Genomic DNA, 19401 nt, shown 5'->3' with positions numbered 1-19401 from the left:
AATGGTACACCTCGATAGTGACGAATCAAATTAAAACAAAAAAACAGCCGCTAATCATAACTTACTGGACATTCTTTGAGAATGCTTGCAGTGCCAATAGCAACACTTTATTTAAATTGTCTATTGATTATGTTTTGGGGCGGAACATGATTTATATTCCAACCAATGATAGCCTGTTTTAATAATTGATCTGTGGTGAGATCTTGCCAGCCTGCGATGGTTGGTTGGTTTAAAAATGATAACGCATCAATAAGCAATGGACGTGGATCATCAAGAGGGATCGGTTTTGCATGATTTTGCTTGGAAAGTTTATTGCCCTCTTTATTTAATACAAGAGGCAAATGTACATAATCTGGCGTTTTAAAATTCAGATACCGATATAAGGATATTTGGCGAACGGTAGGTTCGATCAAATCTGCTCCTCTGACAATTTCAGTGATGCCTTGATAGTTATCGTCAATAACAACGACAAGATTATAGGCAAATAAACCATCTTTGCGATGGATAATGAAATCTTCTTCAGCCATTTTTGCAGATACGGTGATATTTCCCTGTAATTTGTCGTAAAAACTATAAACGGGATACTGTTGTTGCAGGCGAATGGCGGCATTACGGGTTGGCAGGTGTAAATGCTGGCAGAAACCATCATAAAATCCGCCCAAATGCTGAATGCGCTGGCGGGTACAGTTACAGTAATAACTGTTCCCCTGTTGTAGTAGCTGCTCAAGTATCTCCCGGTAAGCGTCGTGACGTTGGGATTGGTACAGTACTTCTCCGTCCCAGTGAAGGCCGTAGTGCTCTAATGCCTGTAATATCCTATCTGCTGAGCCGGAAACTTCTCGCGGAGGATCGATGTCATCAATCCGCATCAGCCATTTTCCTTGGTAAGCACGCGCCTGTAAGTAACTGCCCAGTGCTGTCACCAGAGAACCAAAATGGAGATCGCCAGATGGGGATGGCGCAAAACGCCCAATATACAACGGAGGATGTTTATCCAATGGAAAGTATTCGGATTGAGTCATGTCAGGGTCAGTTAAGGGAGTATACGGCGCCTTTCAGCGCCGTATTCAACCCATCAGTTAGCCAGCCATTTGCTTTTCGCGAATTTCAGCTAACGTTTTACAGTCAATACATAAATCAGCTGTAGGGCGAGCTTCTAAACGACGAATGCCGATTTCAACCCCACAGGATTCACAATAGCCGAAGTCATCATCTTCGACTTTCTTCAGCGTTTTTTCGATCTTCTTGATCAACTTACGTTCACGATCCCGATTACGTAATTCAAGACTGAATTCTTCTTCTTGCGCCGCACGGTCAACCGGATCAGGGAAGTTCGCTGCCTCATCTTGCATATGAGATACAGTACGGTCTACTTCATCCCTGAGTTGATTGCGCCATGCTTCCAGAATCAGCTTGAAATGCGTTAACTGGGCATCGTTCATGTATTCTTCGCCTGGCTTTTCCTGGTAAGGTTCTACCCCAGCGATGGCGAGAATGCTCAAGGACGAGGTTTTACGTTTTTGCCCTTCTTGCATAATGCTTCTCCTTACACACGCACTATCAAACGACCCCCCAACAGTAGGGGGAAAAAATAGGCCGCTATAAATAGCAGATGACTGCGAGGTTGGCAATTATTCCTACCATTAGTTTTGCAATGGTGTGAAGGCAGCCGTGTTTACTGCCTAAATATGTTGCAAAACTTACCTCATTAGCATGATCTGTTTACAAATCATCCTATTGATACAAAAGGCAATTTGTGACTTAGAACCATCCTGTTTTCTGTCATGCTGGCCCCGTAACAAATTACTTCGACCCCTAAATTGCATGCTTGTTCCAAAAGAAAAGCATAATCGTGGTCAATATGTTTTGCTGCCATCACTTGACTGATACCGGAATGTAAAACAGCAAAGCACAGGACAGCACGTTGTCCCTGTTGCGCTATCAATGATAGTTCACGTAAATGTTTTTGCCCACGAATTGTCACAGCATCAGGGAAATATCCTTTATTGTCTTGCAATAAGGTGACCGATTTTATTTCAATATAGCAATTAACTTTTTGTTTTGACTCTAACAATAAATCTATCCTGCTTTTCTCTTTTCCATAGCTCACTTCGCGGTTGATTTTTTCGTAGCCGGATAATTCTGAAATTAGATTTTTTTCAATAGATTGATAAACCAGATCATTAGCTCGCAGTGTATTCACGCAAATCCAATGCCCGTTTTGAGTTTGTGTCAGCTCCCAGCTATTGGGATATTTACGCTTAGGATTGTCTGATGTGGAATACCACACGGTATCTCCGGGAGTTGCACAGCCTGTCATCGCGCCGGTATTGGCACAGTGTATGGTGAGCGTTTCACCTTCTGGAGTGAGGACATCTGCCAGAAAACGTTTATAGCGACGAATTAATGTCGCAGGCTTCAATGGTGGAGAAAATTCCATAAACTTTCCTTTATAACTAACAGGTTCACTATCATTAAGTCATATGCATGAAGTCACTTGAGCATGAACTAAAATTAAACATGAAGATGAAATTAAACGTGAACTGAAATTAAAATCGCCAATGCTACAATGACAGCCCTTGAAAGTTAATTGCTATGGTGAGCCTTTGTTATTACCTATTTATGACGTTGTAGACTCTGTCATAACGCAGTTGGAGACCTCAAAACAGGTTTTATTACATGCTCCGACAGGCGCAGGAAAATCAACCGGATTACCGCTGGCAATCCTGAATAATACCCGGTTTAGTGGACGCATTATTATGTTGGAACCACGACGTCTTGCAGCGCGTAGTGTTGCTGAACGTCTGGCAGAGCAATTGAATGAACCAGTAGGTATGACGGTAGGTTACCGAATGCGTTCGGAGGCTAAAGTCAGTGCTTCCACACGCCTTGAAGTAGTGACCGAGGGGATCTTGACCCGGATGCTGCAACAAGATCCTGAATTGAGTGATGTCTCTCTCGTCATTCTTGATGAATTTCACGAACGCAGCTTACAGGCCGATCTTGCGCTGGCTCTGTTGCTGGATGTGCAGGAAGGGCTGCGCGATGATTTGCGCATTCTGATTATGTCAGCCACGCTGGATAATCAGCGCCTTTCTTCTCTGTTACCTGAAGCACCTGTGGTTGTATCAGCAGGCCGTAGTTATCCAGTGGTGAGAAGTTACCATCCACTTCCTGCCCATCTGCCTTTTGAACAAGCAGTGGCTTCCTCAGTATTACGTTTATTGCAGCAGGAGACAGGCTCCTTACTGCTATTTTTACCCGGAGCGGGGGAAATTCAGCGTGTATTGGCTCAGTTGGAGGGCAAAGTTAATAACGATACATTATTGTGCCCACTATATGGCGCTTTATCACTAGCAGAACAGCGCAAAGCAATAGCGCCTGCTCCGGCAGGAATGCGTAAGGTGGTACTGGCGACTAATATTGCAGAAACCAGTCTGACGATTGAGGGAATTCGTCTGGTGGTGGATAGTGGTCTGGAACGTACCAGCCGATTTGAACCAAAGAGCGGTTTAACCCGTTTGATTACCCAACGCATCAGTCAGGCATCAATGATTCAACGAGCGGGTCGGGCGGGCAGGTTGGAAGCTGGCGTATGTTGGCATTTATTTAGTCAAGAGCAGGCTGAGCGTGCTACAGAGCACAGTGAACCGGAAATTCTGCATTCAGATTTGAGTAACTTGCTGCTTTCTTTATTGCAGTGGGGATGTCGTGACAGTGGCCAATTACATTGGTTAGACAATCCACCACAAGCTGCCCTGGCTGTAGCCCAATCTCTGCTTACTCGATTGGGAGCATTGGATGATAAGCAACAATTAACTGCCCGTGGTTGGCGAATGACTGAATCCGGTTGTGAGCCTCGTTTGGCCGCTATTTTATGTCTGGCAAGAGAGTGGTGTTCGGATAAAGGATCATGTGCGGAGAAAGAATCGGCAGGAGATGCACTGGCAACAGCAGCGAAACTGGTTGCGATCCTTGAGGAGCCGCCACGATGGGGGCAACCGGATCTCGTCCATTGTCTCACCTCCAATCAGTCTCATTGGCAGCAACGGGCAAAACAGCTATTCAAAAGTCTGGTCAGAAGCCTGGCAGATAATACTGTTGCGGAGACTAACCACATTAATCTGGAGTATGTGCCTGAGTTATTGGTACAGGGTTTTCCTGACCGAATTGCGAAAAATCGTGACAATTTTGGGCGTTTTCAACTTGCTATTGGCTTGGGTGCTGTACTGGAGCGGGAAGAGTCGCTTTCAGGTGAAACATGGCTGATAGCACCGGCATTGCAGCAAGGTAGCAAAACACCGGATGCACGCATTCTGCTTGCCTGTCCGTTGAATATTGAACAAATAATCAGGCAATATCCTGCTTTGTTTACAGAACAGACAGTGATTGAATGGGATGATAATAAGGGAACGCTGCGTGCATGGAAGCGGCTGAAATGTGGACGTTTGACGGTTAAAGCACAGCCTTTGGCAAAACCTTCTGCGACTGAATGGCAGGAAGCCCTGCTGAATTGGGTTCGACAGGAGGGACTGGCAGCTCTGGCTTGGTCACAGGAAGCATCGCAGTTGCGAATTCGTTTGCAACGGGCCGCAGAATGGCTGCCGGAAATTGAATGGCCTGCTGTTGATGATGATGCTTTATTGGATTCTCTTGAACAGTGGCTGCAACCCGCATTGGAAATGGAACATGTGCAAGATTTGAAGAGATTGCGACAAATTGAGCTGTCATCAGCTCTTGTGACTCTTCTTGATTGGCAGCAGCGGCAAACACTGGATAATGAATTGCCTACTAATTACACTGTGCCAACTGGAAGCCGGATCAGCATTGAATATTTCTACGATAAGCCACCCGTATTATCAGTCAGAATGCAGGAAATGTACGGCGAGCAGCAAAATCCGGTTTTGGCGAAAGGGCGAATTCCTGTCGTTGTTGAGTTGTTGTCTCCGGCTCATCGTCCATTGCAGATCACCCAAGATCTCGCGGCATTTTGGCGGGGAGCTTATCGAGAGGTACAAAAAGAGATGAAAGGGCGTTATCCCAAGCACTTATGGCCAGATGATCCTGCTAACACAGCACCGACAAGGCGCGTGAAAAAATATATTTGATCGTTTAAAAACATTTAATTGGAGAATTCGGTATGTCTGATGATGATCGTCAGCCAATCGGACGTAAGGGTAAAAAATCGGGACATCGTCGTGGGCGTCAGGCGAATAAACGTCATCGGCGGGATGATTATGACTATGATGATTTTGAAGGCGAAAATGATAACGACGATGAGGATGGAGTCATGACGAAAAAAGGGAACAAATCCTCGCAGATAAAAAGGCGGGGAAAATGGGTCTGGCTGCTGCTATTGAAAATCTTTATTGTGTTGACAGTACTCATTGTTATATATGGTTTTTATTTGGATAACAAAATTCGCCATCGCATTGATGGCAAAGTTTGGGATCTTCCTGCTGCGGTATATGGCCGTATGGTAAACCTTGAGCCGGGCATGAATTACAGTAAGGCTGAAATGGTTCGGTTATTGGAAGGTATGCAGTATCGGCAGGTGACTAAAATAACCCGCGCAGGTGAGTTTGTGGTCAGGGGCAATGGTATTGAAATGTTGCGTCGGCCTTTTGATTTTCCTGATGGTAAAGAGGGGCAAATTCAGGCTCGTTTAACTTTCAATGACAATCACTTGGCCAGCATTGAAAATATGGAAAACCAGCGTCAGTTTGGTTTCTTCCGTCTTGATCCAAAACTGATCACGATGATGCAATCTGCGAATGGTGAGCAGCGCCTGTTTGTTCCGCGTTCCGGCTTTCCTGATTTACTGGTTCAGACATTATTAGAAACGGAAGATCGTTATTTCTACGAGCATGACGGCATCAGACCCCTTTCGATTGTTCGTGCAGCGCTGGAAAACCTGCTGGCAGGCCGTGCAGTTCAGGGGGGAAGTACCTTAACTCAGCAGTTAGTTAAAAATTTATTTCTGACTAATGAACGTACCTTAAGCCGTAAAGCCAATGAAGCCTTAATGGCATTATTGCTGGATGCACGCTACAGCAAGGATCGCATTCTTGAACTCTACCTGAATGAAGTTAACTTAGGGCAAAGTGGTAATGAGCAGATCCGCGGTTTCCCATTAGCGAGTCTTTATTATTTCGGTCGTCCGATTGATGAACTGAGTCTGGATCAGCAAGCATTATTGGTAGGGATGGTTAAAGGGGCTTCGTGGTATAACCCGTGGCGTAATCCTAAAACCGCACTGAAACGCCGTAATGTTGTATTGAAGATCCTCCAGAATCGAAAAGTGATTGATCAGGAGCTATATGACTTGCTAAGCGCTCGTCCACTCGGTGTAAAACCCAAAAGTGATGTAATAACACCACAGCCTGCATTTATGCAGATGGTGCGTCAGGAATTACAGCAAAAGCTAGGTGATAAAGTTAATGATTTATCCGGTGTAAAAATCTTTACTACATTAGATCCGGTTGCACAGGATGCAGCGGAGAAAGCAATAGAACAAGGTATTGCTGATCTGCGCAAGTCGCGTAATGTGCCTAATTTAGAGGGGGCGATGGTCGTTGTTGACCGTTTCAGTGGCGAAGTCCGGGCGATGGTTGGTGGCTCGCAGCCACAATATGCGGGTTTTAACCGTGCGATGGATGCTCGTCGCTTAATCGGCTCGCTTGCCAAGCCGGCAACTTATCTGACTGCATTGAGTGAACCCGATAAATATCGTCTGAACACTTGGCTGGCGGATGAACCTATCTCAATCCCTCAGGCTGGTGGTAAACCATGGGAACCGAGGAACTTTAGCCGTAATTTCAGCGAACGAGTGATGTTGATAGATGCGTTGGCACGTTCAATCAACATCCCGACAGTCAATTTGGGGCTGGATGTGGGGTTGGATCATATTGCTAATACCTTAGTGTTACTGGGCATTCCGGCTAAAGAAATCCAGAAAGTACCTGCAATGTTGTTGGGAGCTATCAACCTGACTCCGATGGAAATGGCTCAGGAGTTTCAGACCATTGCCAGTGGAGGAAATCGGGCTAAACTCTCCGCACTGCGTTCTATCATTGCTGAGGATGGCACCGTGGTTTACCAAAGTTATCCACAGGCGGAAAGAGCTGTACCTGCCCAAGCCGCTTATTTGACGTTATATGGTATGCAGCAAGTTGTTGCGCGGGGAACGGGCCGTTCACTGACCGGAAAATATGGCAAATATAATCTGGCGGGGAAAACGGGAACGACCAATGATCTGCGTGACACCTGGTTTGCCGGGATTGATGGTAAGGAAGTGGCGATTGTCTGGACTGGTCTTGATAACAACGGCCCGACCAAACTGACGGGAGCAACAGGAGCATTGAAGATTTACGAACGTTATCTGGCAAATGAAACACCATTGGCTCTGAATAACCGTCCACCAGAAGGTATTGTTGATATGACAGTTAATGAAGATGGCGCCTTTAACTGTGCTGGAAATGGTATCAGAATGTTACCGGTTTGGACGGATAACCCACAAGCGTTATGTCAGCAATCTGTGCAGCCGCCAATTGAGGAAGGTAAAGAAGAGGCACTGGGCTGGTTGCGTGAGATGTTTGGGCAATAACCTGTAATTGAGCAGTGTTAAAATGCAATTCCCCACTCTTGAGAAGTGGGGAATTGGAAAAATGAGCATGGTGATGTTGTTTTGTCGAAAAATAGATCTAAGGTTGATAATTGGGCGAGGTGATACTTAGTGGAAGCTAAGCTATGAATATTATTATCCTATCCCTGCTATTTATTACCGCTGCATTATTACATGGTATCAGTGGTATTGGTTTTCCTATTGCCAGTACAACCGCATTAAGTTTATTTATGCCTTTGAAAGAAGCAGTAGTCTTAGCATTATGGCCAACATTGTTGGTTAATGTGTTAAGTGTGATTTCAGGTGGAAAAATTGGCCCAATATTACATAAATACAGTTTACTGGCGCTCTTTTCATTATTAGGTAGTTTTATTGGGGCGAAACTTTTATTTCTGATTAATCCTGCCTATCTTCAATTACTGCTGAGTGGATTCATTGGGTTTTACATTATTAATAATGTACGCAGTGATAATTTTCGTTTACCTGCAAGTCCGATTATTTTGGCGCTATTTGGTTTGGTGGCGGGTGTCATTGGCGGAGCGACAAATGCTATGTCACCCATATTGATCATGTGTCTGCTGGCGATGAGCAATGATCTTCACGAAATTGCACGGGCAGCGAATCTCTGTTTTTTGCTCGGAAAATTCAGCCAATTGGTGGTATTGCGTAATGAGGCATTCGAATTATTTTCTTCGGATTATTTGTGGCCTGTACTGTTACTCATAGGGTTATCTGTCCTTTTTCTCTTTATTGGTACTCGCCTGAGAACACGAATTAGTGCGCAGCATTTCCGCTGGTTGATGCTCATTCTGTTAGGTGTATTGGCAGTAATGTCTGCAATTCAGGCGGTACGGGGTTTGGTGTAAGCAATAATCCATAACACCACAATATTATTGTCATGTTATGGAGGAAGCAGATTACTTCAATTTAGCAAAACAATGAGCTGCTGCATTCACGGTACGCTGGATATCTTCATCTGAGTGAGCGATGGACATAAAGCCCGCTTCAAATGCGGATGGAGCCAGATAGACGCCTTCATCCAGCATTAGATGGAAGAATTTCTTAAAGCGTTCAACATCACATTTCATCACATCTTGATAGCAGGTAACGCTTTCTGCGTCAGTAAAGAAAATACCAAACATACCGCCAACATGATTAATCACCAGAGGAATGCCCGCTTCTGATGCCGCATTTTTCAGGCCAGATGCTAATTTGTCAGTCAGTTCACTCAGACGCTGATGAACACCAACCTGGGCAACTTCTTTCAGGCAAGCCAGACCGGCAGCCATCGCGATAGGGTTACCGGAAAGCGTTCCGGCTTGATAAACCGGGCCGGTTGGTGCCAGTTTTTCCATGATTTCCTGACGGCCACCAAACGCACCTACAGGCATGCCACCCCCGATGATTTTTCCAAGAGAGGTGAGATCTGGTTCAACACTGTAATATTCTTGCGCTCCACCTAAAGCAACACGGAACCCGGTCATAACTTCATCAATAATCAGCAAAGCACCGAATTCATCACACAGTTTACGCAGTCCCGGTAAAAATTCCGGCTGTGGAGGAATACAGTTCATATTTCCGGCGACAGGTTCGACGATAATACAGGCAATTTCTTCCGGGTATTTTTCGAAGGCGGCACGTACTGAATCCAGATCATTGTAGATACAGGTCAGAGTATGTTTGGCAAAATCGGCAGGCACTCCCGGCGAATTGGGTTGCCCGATGGTCAGAGCGCCAGAGCCTGCTTTTACCAGCAAACAGTCTGCGTGACCGTGATAGCAACCTTCGAATTTGATGATCTTATCGCGCTGAGTATAGCCTCGTGCCAGACGAATGGCGCTCATGGTCGCTTCTGTACCTGAATTCACCATGCGAACCATATCCATAGAGGGAACGAGTTCTGTTACTAGTTTGGCCATTTCTACTTCGGCAGCCGTTGGAGCACCAAAGCTCAGGCCATGTCCAGCGGCTTCAATGACGGCATTACGAATGGCAGGATGGTTATGTCCGAGAACCATCGGCCCCCACGAACCAACATAATCGATATAGGTGTTACCATCGACATCATAAAGATAGGCACCATCGGCACGTTGGATAAAAACAGGTGTACCGCCAACGCCGTTAAAAGCACGTACCGGAGAGTTAACACCACCGGGGATGACATGTTTTGCCTGAGAGTAAAGTGTTTCGGACTGGCTCATTAATAAATGCTCCTGAAAGACGATGGGTATATGAAGCCGCCATTTTAAATGACCCCAATAGGTAAGCCAAATCATAAGACTAAATCATAGGAATAGAGTGGGGGGACATCGTGTATACCCTGCATCCTGAAATCCATAGGGTATATATGGCAAAAACTTGAACGAATCAGTCAGGTATTAGATAATCACCGTTAACTGATCAGAAGGTTTATACCTTTTCTATTGGGTATACAACAACTTTCCGAGAACTTTTACCGGAAAACCCGACTGGAGTAAAAATATGAGCGATGATGCTGCACTACCTTTGCAGTTTACTGATGCCGCAGCCAACAAAGTTAAGGTATTGGTTGCAGATGAAGATAACCCGAACCTGCGTTTGCGGGTCTATATTACAGGTGGTGGTTGTAGCGGTTTCCAGTATGGTTTCACTTTCGATGACCAAATCAACGAAGGTGATCTAACAATTCAGAAACAAGGTGTTGAGCTGGTAGTTGACCCGATGAGCCTGCAATATCTGGTAGGTGGTAGCGTCGATTATACCGAAGGATTGGAAGGTTCTCGCTTTATTGTCACCAACCCGAATGCAAAAACCACTTGCGGTTGTGGTTCTTCTTTTAGCATCTGATTTCACTATTTATTCATCAAATTTTATTCATCAAATCCAAAACATGAGGGCAATGTTTTCATTGCCCTCATGTTTATTGTCATTACCCTTGCTCTATTGTTTATCGCTTATCTCCGTTCAACATCGTTTAACTGTTGACATAATTGCTCTGTTGCCAAAATAATCCTCGGCCCGGCTCGGCTGAACCAATCATCGTTAAGAATAATAATTCTGGCGTTTAATTGTGGCTGCCAAAATTCTGCGACTTTCTGTTTTTGCTCTTCGGTTCCACCCATCACAATGACTTCTGGCTTACGGACAAGAACTTGCTCACGATTAACCTGAGGCCACGGAACTGAGCTATCGGCAAATATATTTCTTCCTCCGCATACGGAAACAATTTCACTTTGAATAGAATGGCGGGATGAGGTAAAAATCGGATTCATGCCAAATTGTATAAATGCGGGTTTAGGATTTGAGCCGGCATAAGTCTGTTTTAGTTGGTTAAATTTTTGCCGGATATCCGCAGCAGATTTTTTGGCTATATCAGGCTGTGGGCTGTAGGCTGCCAGGCGCTCTAAATCTGTTGCAACATCTTCTACTTTTTTCACATCAGAATAAAAAATCGGAATGCCTAACGCCGCGAGTTGTTCCAGTGGTCTTTGGGGATTACCCCCTCGCCATGCCAGAATTAAATCAGGTTTCAGGGCAATGATCCTTTCAACATTGATGCCTTGCCAGTCTGCGACTTGCTCCAGTTTTTTCGCAGCTTCAGGATAATCGGAGTAAGCACTGACTGCGACAAGCTGGTCACCCATTCCTGCCGCATAGGCAAGCTCAGTTGTGGAAGGAGCAAGGCTGATAACACGGGATGCCGCCGCATAAAGTGGGGTACTGAAAATGTATAAAAAGCTGTATAGAAGAAATGAAAATGTTATCGAGGTAGAGTGATGAGAGGCATTTTTCCAAAATGATTTCATTATTTATGCTCCATGTTAGTGTTACAGTTCTAATTGTTCTGTAAGCAGATGTTCTCATCGATGGCAATAGCCATATTGCTGTAATCAATGTTACAACTAAAGAAAATGACTATAGATTTCGAGGTGCAACCACTGAATACTGAGATTCATAGGGTATAGGGGATTTCATCAGGCATAAATACTATTTTTAATAAGTAATCTAACTATCTAACACAGAACCTATTTTTAAGTTAATTAGATATTAAATTAAAAAATATTTTTCAAAGGTAGAGGTTTTGGTTAAACGCATAGGAATACATGTAACGGTTCAAACATAGTCTGGCAGTTTCCTGTTTCGTTTGGTAACTACCAGATAACGAATTTTAGGGTGTTGTGGAAATCGTAAACAGGGTAATTGTATCGATATAGCCCCGTTTGCTGGTTTTAAAAAAATAATCCCCGTGACTCAGAGGATTACTTTATTAGATGTTTTTATTAACTTAAATCTCTGATCAACGCTATATGATCTATATAATCTGTTCCTTCATGTATATGTTTCGTTACCTTCACTATTTTATTATGTACTAAAGCTAATTCTAAAATTTTTAATAATTGTTCACCAGGGCTTGAATTTATTCCATAGGTTAGTAGACCATCCTCAAGTAATGTATTGTTATATGCATCAACTATTTTAACAGATATATTACTTGCAACAGGAGATGCAACATGAATGGAAGCAACATACCCACTAACTGAACTTTTTTGCTCTTCAAAATTATTAGAATCTTTTTCATTTTTATTCATTTTTAATTCCTCTACATATTATATCTTTTAACAAGATTAAAATTTATTTTTTATGTAAAAAAGCAGTTAGTTAACTCTAGTTTATCATTTATATATAACTACCGATTCTATAAAGTTACCTCTCTTATCGGCATACCCCATCACTCTCACTTTCTTATCATATACAAAAGCCATTTCTAAAACTGAAAGTAATTTAGATCCAACTACCCCATTTATACCATCGACTAATTGAGCATCATAAATGGCTTTTCTTGTATCTAGATTCTCTATAGTAACATATACATTATCTATATTAGGTGCTGCAACATCTATATAAATAACATTTCCATCTACTGTAAATGGTCCATAATATGGTTCATCAGGGACATTATAATCCATTGTATCTTTATTCATATCGAACCTCTATCAATATCATATATATTAGAGAAATAAAAAGAGTCTTATCATGAAAAAATGATAGAAACACCAATATATAGAAACTTCATTCAAATAGCATGAACTTATCACCTTAATATTTATTACATAAGTAATACATTGATACCTCTCTCCCTTACCCAGGTAAACCTAACAGGTAGCAATAAAAGCAATCAGACGGGCTAATATATACAATAGTAATAATATAACAATAGTAACAGATCGATAAGTGTTAAATAATGAACATCAGAAATAAAATGCTTTCAGCAAAGGTGTCAGATGCTATAAATTCAGTATTGTCTAGTAATGTTAATACGTTACTCTATCCCTATATAGATTTAATAAAGAATTTAATTGTCTTGATCTAAGATAATTTTTATTATCTTTTTTATATGATATTTAATATTTGCCAATTACTGGAGATTTCCTCATAATTAACGTTCGTAATAAAGTGGTTTTTTTGTAAAGTATGTTTTTCATTTTTCTTTGATTAGTTTATCAAAATATAATTAATGTATTATTTAATATGTTCTTAAAAAAGTTGAAACTAATTTCTATTTAAATTAAAAATATTTTCCAAAGGTAGAGGTTTTGGCTAAACAAACAGGAATATATTATGGTTAGTATTGAATATGCTTTACTGGAGCCCCATTTTTCCCGTCGGATATTTTCTGAAAGTATTCACAAAATAACCCCGGATTTTCTTTCTCAAACTATTGATGTTAGCTTAGATTTAGATAGAAATGCACTAAAGCCAGCAAAAGGATTACCAGGTTATTTTACTTATGGATGGAAAAAGGCTGTAGATGAAATTATACGTGTGAGTCATCTGGGCATACAGTACATATCCCTGCGTTTTATCTCTCATGCCGGAGATCTCAATGATATTAATGAGAGCATGACAACGTTTGAAACGATACTTTCGCTGATACAGCAGGAAATAAAACATTTACCGATAAAGCTTATTGTCGATCCTTTCGGTTTAGCTTTAACATCAGATGGTCAGTGGGGGATTTTACGCGATCATAAATCTTTTGATAGAGAAAAGACTTACACTTTATTAGAGCGTGTTGGATACATATTATCTCGTAACCATGTGTATGGAGTAATTACTTTAGGACGTATTCTGGAAGAAGTTAAATTAACAAAAAAAGGAATTGTCGAAGGGGGAAATAATACAAAAATATTTTCGTTCTCACAAAATAGTGAAACAAGCATAGCATATGTTTACCTTGACAGCATAGGTCATAATACTGGACAAAAGATACAACCTGGTAATGTAGAGGAAATGGATCTTTGGTCATTAATGGATATATGGCATGGCACAGATGTCTCAGTTATCAAGCCAATGGAAAGTTATCACTTGATGTCTTCCCTTGATTATCTCATTAAAAATGAAGTATCCAGAAATTCTTTCCTGAATTCCAAAATTGTTGCAGAAATGGCTACACAACATGATTTCATTCGTAAGACATTAAGCGAAATGAGGGAAAGTCCAGATTTACTGGCAGAAAAGTGTGCTCGGTTAAAACTAGCTGGTTATACCGTTTCTGGAACGACTTATATAATGTCACTCCTTGCGCGGGAAAAGGGGGCTAATATGGCAAGAGCACGACTCGAAGAAATGTGGTTGACTGCACTTGGTGTAATGGGTGAGAACTGTGAATGTTTGATTGATCGGAACGCTTCATGTTTTTTGGAGGGAAGTATTCTTTATTAATCAGCCATAATTGAATTCAGGGCAGAACAGAACATGACTGCTTTGTTCTGAAAGAAGAGAAAGATGATTTATGAAAATAAATTTGGTACGTACATAGGGCGCATAGGCATAGTAAGAAAGAAAAACAGCTTTTTTAGCTATCATGATAGTGACTTTCATGATTGGTTTCGATACGACCAGATTTAGCCAGTGACTTTCACGAATACATTAAAATAGGTGGAAAAAACAATAGGTAGAAAAGAGGACAAGTATTATTTGTCATCTGAGTTGGTAGAGCTTTCAGTCGTATTAGAGCCTATTCCATTAGGCTCTAATCGGTTACTGTTTACTGAGTTCAGTCAGCATGGCATTGATCATTCGGGTGGATTCACGTGCAGCAACAACCAGAAACTCATCAAAGCTGATGTGAGATTCCTGATCCGCAACGTCAGAGATAGCGCGAACCACAACGAAAGGTACTTTATATTGGTGACAAACGTGGCCAATGGCTGCGGCTTCCATTTCAACCGCAGCGACTGTCGGGAAAGTAGCCCGGATACGCGCTAATGGCTCTGAGCCATTGATAAAAGCATCGCCACTACACACCAGGCCACGAACTGCGTTCAGATTAAGGGACTGGATACATTTTTCGGCTAAAGAAATTAATTGAATATCAGCAATAAAAGCAGGAGGGCATTGTGCCATTTGACCCGGCTCATAACCAAAGGCGGTGAGATCCGCATCGTGGTAACGTACTTCTTCCGACACTACGATATCGCCCACTTTCAGTTTAGGATCAAGACCGCCTGCGGAACCTGTATTAATCACAATATCCGGCTGGCAGTGTTCAATCAACAAGGTGGTTCCCAGTGCGGCAGAGACTTTACCGATACCGGATTTCAGCAAAGCGACGTCAACACCATTCAGCTTACCGGTATAGATCTCACAGCCACCCCGTGACAATGTTTGCAGACCATCAATCTGGTCGCGTAACAAAGTCACTTCTTGTTCCATTGCACCTATTACACCTACTTTCATTGTGTCATACTCACTTTTGTTATTAATGGGTTGTGCCTACCGGAATAGGCCTGATTTAAACCGAAGTGTATCATTGAATAACCGTTTGCCGGAGATTCCGGCTATAAATAATCGTATTATTCGGTATGGGGGGATTGATGCCTAAGATTGATTTCAAGCAAAAATTGAATTTCCAGCGTAAATACAGACACACTTCCATGCATTCTGCTGACGAGGAGCAGGTAAATCGTCAGTTTGAAAGTGATCGCGGGCGTATCATCAATTCGGCAGCTATTCGGCGCTTGCAGCAGAAAACACAAGTGTTTCCATTGGAACGTAATGCCTCCGTGCGTAGCCGATTAACCCATTCATTGGAAGTCCAGCAGATTGGTCGTTATATCTCAAAAACGATTATTGCAGAATTGGCAAAAAAGAATTTATTGGAAAAATATGGTCTGAATGAGCGTTTGATTGCTTTTGAAAGCCTGATTGAGATGGCCTGTTTGATGCACGATATCGGCAATCCCCCATTTGGTCATTTTGGTGAGGCGGCAATTAAGGATTGGTTTTCCCGTCGGCTCGATCCTGAATTTTTACCTGAGTCCACTGACCATGCCAATCGACAAGATAAATGTCAGGTCGCAGCGTTACGTTTATGTGGTGAAGAGAAAAAAGATCGGTTTCGTCGCCAATTACGTATGGATCTATGCCAGTTTGAAGGTAATGCTCAGGCCATCCGATTGGCGCACAGCCTGCTTAAACTGAATCTGACTTATGCCCAAATTGGTTGTATTCTGAAATACACTTGCCCGGCTTACCGCCTTGAAGAATCTCCGGCAGAATTCAGTTATCTGATGAAGAAAAAAGGTTATTACTGGTCAGAAGACAGTTTTATCGGTGAATTAAAAAAAGAGCTGCAATTAGGGGAATTCTGCCGTTTTCCACTGACATATATTATGGAGGCCGCAGATGATATCTCTTATTGTATCGCAGATCTGGATGATGCTGTTGAAAAGGGGATTTTCAATGTTGAGCAATTGGTGGGGTATTTAAAACAGGAGTGGGAGGAAAATGGCGGTTACAGAAAAGGTGATCTGTTTGAATTGACAGTTACTCAGGCTTATAAAAAAACAACCAATAATGAAGCCCGCCGTAATATTCATGAACAGTTTTTTATGTATCTGCGCGTATTTATTACCGGGCGGCTGGTTCCCTATACGGCTCAACGTTTTATTGATCATCTGCCTGAAATTTACGCAGGAACTTTCAATCATGCTTTGCTGGAAGCTAACGGCGAAGAGCATCGTTTATTGAGTACATTAAAAAGCGTTACGCGGAAGCGGGTATTTAATCACCCGGAAGTGGAAGAGTTGGAGTTGCAGGGCTACCGAATTATTACTGGCTTATTGAATGTATATAGCCCATTGCTGGAATTATCACGACAGGATTTTCTGGAATTACACCGAAATAATTTCCACAAAAAATATTTTATTGAAACGCGCCTGTTGCACAAACTTTCCGCCAAACATCGGCTGGCTTATAACGAGGCTGTAGAGGGGATCGTCACTACTGATGAAGCTGAGAAAGATGTGCTCGAATTTTACTATCGTGCTCGTCTCATTCAGGACTACATCAGTGGCATGACAGACCATTATGCTTACGAGGAATATCGTAAGTTTATGGTATCTAAGTAAGCTCTTTGGCAGTTCTTAATATCTCAGGAGCTGCCGCAATCACGTGGTTTATCTCATCAATGAACTCCAGCAATTCCGGCTCTAAATCGGCCAGAGGAGTCCCCTGTTTCAACTGTTTCTCAATGAGTTCACAAATCGCTTTTAGTTTGGGGACACCGTTGTAGCAGCAGCTACCATGTAATTTATGAACGTGATGGGCAAATTGTTTGCGGTGAGATTCACCTTCTGAAGTTAAAGCTTGCTCAATCATGGCCTTCATTTCTGGCAGAGGCTGCACGAACATCTCTAACATTTCCCGCGCCAATGATTCTTTACCCGCAGTTTGTTGTAATGCCAGTCGCCAATCGATAGCTTGTGGCTTTTTTGTCGGGCTGTATTGATTCAGCAGGGCTTTTAAGCGAACTTCATCCAATGGTTTAGACAGACAGTCGGTAAAAGGTGAATGGTCTCTATTGCGAGTTTCATCACAGAGAAAAGCAGTGACAGCAATAATCGGTGTCTGTTTATGCTCAGGTATTCGGTGGATCTGTTCTGAAGTTTGAATGCCATCCATATCCGCCATTTGAATATCCATCAGAATGAGATCTAATGGGTGTTTCTCCGCTACTTGCAGGGCTTCCATACCACTACTGCATAAAATGGTATTTTCCACTTGTTCATTTAAGAGTGCGCCAATTAATTTCAAATTGGCCGGGTTATCATCTACCGCCATGACTGTCATAGACAAACGGGGGAACGCGGGAGTCTGAGGCAAACGTTCTGGCAAAAAGCCCAACAGGATATCTTCTTTTTCCAGCCAGATATCAAAATAAAATACCGTCCCTTTAGTGGGCTCGCTGGTAAAATCGATTTCTCCGTTCATTTCATTCACCAGCTTTTTGGTGATACTCAATCCTAACCCAGTACCACCATAATGGCGGGTAATACTCGCATCAGCCTGATTGAATGCCTGAAACAGAATAGGGCGATATTCTGATTTAATACCAATGCCGGTATCGGTCACGGTAAAATCAATGTGTACCATATGGTGTCTCTGTTGACGCAGTTTGATTTCCAGCGTAACACTGCCTTTGTCCGTGAATTTAATGGCATTGCCAATTAAGTTAGTGAGTATTTGCTGCAAGCGGATGGGATCACCAATCATCAGATTTGGCAACTTGTCATCAATGTAATGATACAGAGGAAGATTTTTCACATTGGCAGAAGGTGTCAGTAATTCGATAACTTCGTTGACGGTGTCACGCAGCAGAAAGGGAACCTGATCCAGTATCAGTTTATTGGACTCCAGACGTGAAAAATCCAGAATGTCATTGATAATTTTCAGTAGATTATTAGCAGAACGCTCAATGACATAAAGATATTCAGCCTGTTGAGATGTTATTGGTGTTTTCAACATCTGGCGGGTAAACCCAATGACGCCGTTGAGTGGCGTGCGTAATTCGTGGGACATATTCGCCAGAAATTCTGTTTTTATCCTGACAGCTTCTTGTGCCCGTTTCTTGGCAATAGTCAATTCAACATTTTGGATTTCTAACTGCTCCATCGTAATTTGCAGGTCAGAAGTGGCTTGATCGATATGCAGTTGCATCTCATCTTTATACTTTGACAAGGATTTTGCCACCGTATTGATCCCGTTCTGGAGCGCAGATAATTCTCCCGGCATGGCACCTGTGACTCGCGTGTCTAACTGCCCCTGACGGATACGGTTAACCGCTTTCACCATACAATCCAGGGGTTCTGTCACCTTACATACCAAAATATGGGCAGATAGCGCAGTGCCTCCAAGGCAAAGGATCAGCAGGATGATAGAAGTTGCGATTTCTTTGTATTGCTGAAGCTGGGCAGCCCGTAAATCCAGATCAATGGCAATATAACCGATAGGAGTTGCATTGTTGATAGGATTGCGCTCCTCATGAGCAGAATTGGTTTCCGAGATAATCGGCATTTTCAGGACGATACTATTACTATCTTCTTCTTTAGTCAGTGTTGTCGGTATGGGATCATTTGGTCTGAGGCGCAGTAGATCGACATCATATTTATCATTGGAAATTTCGAATAATTTATGATGTTCATCGAAAATCGCAATAGCCATAACGACTTCGGAATTGCGGTGATGAAGGCTATTTATCAATGATTTTACGCGCTTACTGTTATCCAGATTTATCCCCACCTCACTGGCAATGGATAAAGGCTCAATAATGCTGATACCACTACGAACTATCAGGCTCTTCAACTCATAATAGCGGTATGAGATAAATGATATACTCACAAGCGTTCCGACCAGTAGAACAGGAACCAAAATCAGGCTCATCATACGGGTGCGTAGGCTATATTTGGTCATAAGCGTCCATTGTGGGAAAATCAAAACTCAATTTTTCAAAGTCA

At 42.5% G+C, this 19401-nt stretch carries 15 protein-coding genes; 6 read left to right on the top strand and 9 right to left on the bottom strand.

The genetic code is table 11. From position 1 onward, the window contains the following. Nucleotides 1–107: 107 nt before the first annotated feature. The 3 genes from gluQRS to sfsA all read right to left on the bottom strand — a co-directional run bounded on the left by gluQRS (nt 108) and on the right by sfsA (nt 2440). A complete protein-coding gene (gluQRS, locus tag AAC147_RS12000) occupies nt 108–1022 on the bottom strand; it encodes a tRNA glutamyl-Q(34) synthetase GluQRS (RefSeq protein WP_052189523.1) in 915 nt (304 codons plus the stop codon). Between the two features lie 57 nt (nt 1023–1079). Further along, the gene (gene dksA, locus AAC147_RS11995; protein ID WP_038269417.1) at nt 1080–1535 is read right to left on the bottom strand and encodes an RNA polymerase-binding protein DksA; all 456 of its coding nucleotides are present in this window, start codon (nt 1533–1535) and stop codon (nt 1080–1082) included. A 194-nt stretch (nt 1536–1729) separates the two neighbouring features. Next, entirely contained in the window at nt 1730–2440 is a 711-nt protein-coding gene (gene sfsA, locus AAC147_RS11990; RefSeq protein WP_047681322.1) for a DNA/RNA nuclease SfsA, read from the bottom strand. A gap of 166 nt (nt 2441–2606) precedes the next feature. On the opposite strand from sfsA, the gene hrpB reads away from it, so the two are divergent. The 3 genes from hrpB (at nt 2607) to AAC147_RS11975 (ending at nt 8490) form a co-directional block, all read left to right on the top strand. Continuing rightward, on the top strand, nt 2607–5108 hold the full coding sequence (hrpB, locus tag AAC147_RS11985; protein WP_047681320.1) for an ATP-dependent helicase HrpB: 2502 nt from the start codon (nt 2607–2609) through the stop codon (nt 5106–5108). Between the two features lie 32 nt (nt 5109–5140). After that, complete coding sequence (gene mrcB, locus AAC147_RS11980; RefSeq protein WP_047681318.1) at nt 5141–7606, top strand: bifunctional glycosyl transferase/transpeptidase; 2466 nt, start codon at nt 5141–5143, stop codon at nt 7604–7606. A gap of 143 nt (nt 7607–7749) precedes the next feature. After that, nucleotides 7750–8490 carry a sulfite exporter TauE/SafE family protein gene (locus AAC147_RS11975; protein ID WP_047681316.1) on the top strand — a complete coding sequence of 247 codons (741 nt, stop codon included), beginning with the start codon at nt 7750–7752 and terminating at the stop codon, nt 8488–8490. A 51-nt stretch (nt 8491–8541) separates the two neighbouring features. Here AAC147_RS11975 and hemL read toward each other — a convergent pair whose 3' ends face one another. Next, nucleotides 8542–9825 carry a glutamate-1-semialdehyde 2,1-aminomutase gene (hemL, locus tag AAC147_RS11970; protein ID WP_047681314.1) on the bottom strand — a complete coding sequence of 428 codons (1284 nt, stop codon included), beginning with the start codon at nt 9823–9825 and terminating at the stop codon, nt 8542–8544. Nucleotides 9826–10105: 280 nt separating this feature from the next. Between hemL and erpA the strand changes: the two genes are divergently transcribed. Further along, the gene (gene erpA / locus AAC147_RS11965) at nt 10106–10450 is read left to right on the top strand and encodes an iron-sulfur cluster insertion protein ErpA (RefSeq protein ID WP_047681311.1); all 345 of its coding nucleotides are present in this window, start codon (nt 10106–10108) and stop codon (nt 10448–10450) included. Nucleotides 10451–10557: 107 nt separating this feature from the next. Here the strand turns inward: erpA and btuF are convergent, their stop codons facing one another. The 3 genes from btuF to AAC147_RS11950 all read right to left on the bottom strand — a co-directional run bounded on the left by btuF (nt 10558) and on the right by AAC147_RS11950 (nt 12585). Next, entirely contained in the window at nt 10558–11409 is an 852-nt protein-coding gene (gene btuF / locus AAC147_RS11960; RefSeq protein WP_081989006.1) for a vitamin B12 ABC transporter substrate-binding protein BtuF, read from the bottom strand. A 474-nt stretch (nt 11410–11883) separates the two neighbouring features. Beyond that, nucleotides 11884–12192, bottom strand: a complete 309-nt coding sequence (locus tag AAC147_RS11955) for a hypothetical protein (RefSeq protein ID WP_047681309.1) — start codon at nt 12190–12192, stop codon at nt 11884–11886. An 84-nt stretch (nt 12193–12276) separates the two neighbouring features. Continuing rightward, nucleotides 12277–12585, bottom strand: coding sequence for a hypothetical protein (locus AAC147_RS11950; RefSeq protein WP_047681306.1), 309 nt, complete (start codon nt 12583–12585; stop codon nt 12277–12279). 637 nt (nt 12586–13222) lie between these two features. On the opposite strand from AAC147_RS11950, the gene AAC147_RS11945 reads away from it, so the two are divergent. Beyond that, the gene (locus AAC147_RS11945; protein WP_047681304.1) at nt 13223–14326 is read left to right on the top strand and encodes a hypothetical protein; all 1104 of its coding nucleotides are present in this window, start codon (nt 13223–13225) and stop codon (nt 14324–14326) included. Between the two features lie 318 nt (nt 14327–14644). On the opposite strand, the gene mtnN is transcribed toward AAC147_RS11945, so the two are convergent. Next, nucleotides 14645–15343, bottom strand: coding sequence for a 5'-methylthioadenosine/S-adenosylhomocysteine nucleosidase (mtnN, locus tag AAC147_RS11940; RefSeq protein WP_047681301.1), 699 nt, complete (start codon nt 15341–15343; stop codon nt 14645–14647). Nucleotides 15344–15480: 137 nt separating this feature from the next. On the opposite strand from mtnN, the gene dgt reads away from it, so the two are divergent. Then, a complete protein-coding gene (gene dgt, locus AAC147_RS11935) occupies nt 15481–17016 on the top strand; it encodes a dGTPase (RefSeq protein WP_047681299.1) in 1536 nt (511 codons plus the stop codon). Here dgt and AAC147_RS11930 read toward each other — a convergent pair. Further along, nucleotides 17009–19357: an ATP-binding protein gene (locus tag AAC147_RS11930; RefSeq protein WP_047681296.1), complete on the bottom strand. Its 2349-nt coding sequence runs from the start codon at nt 19355–19357 to the stop codon at nt 17009–17011. The two genes, dgt and AAC147_RS11930, sit on opposite strands and share 8 nt — an antisense overlap. Nucleotides 19358–19401 lie beyond the last annotated feature (44 nt).

The sequence above is a fragment of the Xenorhabdus sp. NBAII XenSa04 genome, from assembly GCF_963866145.1.
In the GTDB taxonomy this organism is placed as follows: Bacteria; Pseudomonadota; Gammaproteobacteria; order Enterobacterales; family Enterobacteriaceae; genus Xenorhabdus; species Xenorhabdus indica.
Note: the sequence above shows the minus strand (reverse complement) of the source record. Positions and strands in the feature narration are given on the sequence as shown.

What these genes read in the sequence shown, in the direction of transcription:
- mrcB (WP_047681318.1), top strand. Translation starts at nt 5,141, where the DNA reads ATGTCTGATGATGATCGTCAGCCAATCGGACGTAAGGGTAAAAAATCG.
- AAC147_RS11945 (WP_047681304.1), top strand. Translation starts at nt 13,223, where the DNA reads ATGGTTAGTATTGAATATGCTTTACTGGAGCCCCATTTTTCCCGTCGG.
- dksA (WP_038269417.1), bottom strand. Translation starts at nt 1,535, where the DNA reads ATGCAAGAAGGGCAAAAACGTAAAACCTCGTCCTTGAGCATTCTCGCC.
- AAC147_RS11930 (WP_047681296.1), bottom strand. Translation starts at nt 19,357, where the DNA reads ATGACCAAATATAGCCTACGCACCCGTATGATGAGCCTGATTTTGGTT.
- btuF (WP_081989006.1), bottom strand. Translation starts at nt 11,409, where the DNA reads ATGAAATCATTTTGGAAAAATGCCTCTCATCACTCTACCTCGATAACA.
- dgt (WP_047681299.1), top strand. Translation starts at nt 15,481, where the DNA reads ATGCCTAAGATTGATTTCAAGCAAAAATTGAATTTCCAGCGTAAATAC.
- hemL (WP_047681314.1), bottom strand. Translation starts at nt 9,825, where the DNA reads ATGAGCCAGTCCGAAACACTTTACTCTCAGGCAAAACATGTCATCCCC.
- AAC147_RS11955 (WP_047681309.1), bottom strand. Translation starts at nt 12,192, where the DNA reads ATGAATAAAAATGAAAAAGATTCTAATAATTTTGAAGAGCAAAAAAGT.
- mtnN (WP_047681301.1), bottom strand. Translation starts at nt 15,343, where the DNA reads ATGAAAGTAGGTGTAATAGGTGCAATGGAACAAGAAGTGACTTTGTTA.
- sfsA (WP_047681322.1), bottom strand. Translation starts at nt 2,440, where the DNA reads ATGGAATTTTCTCCACCATTGAAGCCTGCGACATTAATTCGTCGCTAT.
- erpA (WP_047681311.1), top strand. Translation starts at nt 10,106, where the DNA reads ATGAGCGATGATGCTGCACTACCTTTGCAGTTTACTGATGCCGCAGCC.
- AAC147_RS11975 (WP_047681316.1), top strand. Translation starts at nt 7,750, where the DNA reads ATGAATATTATTATCCTATCCCTGCTATTTATTACCGCTGCATTATTA.
- gluQRS (WP_052189523.1), bottom strand. Translation starts at nt 1,022, where the DNA reads ATGACTCAATCCGAATACTTTCCATTGGATAAACATCCTCCGTTGTAT.
- AAC147_RS11950 (WP_047681306.1), bottom strand. Translation starts at nt 12,585, where the DNA reads ATGAATAAAGATACAATGGATTATAATGTCCCTGATGAACCATATTAT.